Genomic DNA, 328 nt, shown 5'->3' with positions numbered 1-328 from the left:
GAAATTCAGCAGCTTTTTTGGAGAGAAGTAATTCAGGAAATAAACTCCCGAAAAATACAGGATCAACATGTTCGACAGCAGGTGCCAAATGCCGCTATGCAAAAAGGCATAGGTAATGATAGACCAGGGTTTGAAGATGAATTCCCCAAGTTCTTTTGGGAACACCAGCCACTCCAGTAAGAAATCTGAATTAAAGCTGAAAAGAAAGGCAAGGGTCTTAAAAAAGAAGATAAGGATAAACACAGCCACATTTACAGCGATCAATTTCTCGCTAACCGTAGCCATTTGAATCTTGGATCTTATCCTGTTACTACCCCTCATTAATCCC

General features: G+C 40.2%; 1 protein-coding gene. It reads right to left on the bottom strand.

What is annotated here, in order from left to right:
- Positions 1–285: rhomboid family intramembrane serine protease (locus HC176_RS18390; protein WP_245234964.1), on the bottom strand; the 285-nt coding region annotated here is incomplete at its 3' end.
- Between the last annotated feature and the right edge of the window lie 43 nt (positions 286–328).

The organism is Tamlana crocina (assembly GCF_012037625.1).
The sequence above is the reverse complement of the archived record's forward strand: the minus strand, read 5'-3'. Positions and strand labels throughout refer to the sequence as shown.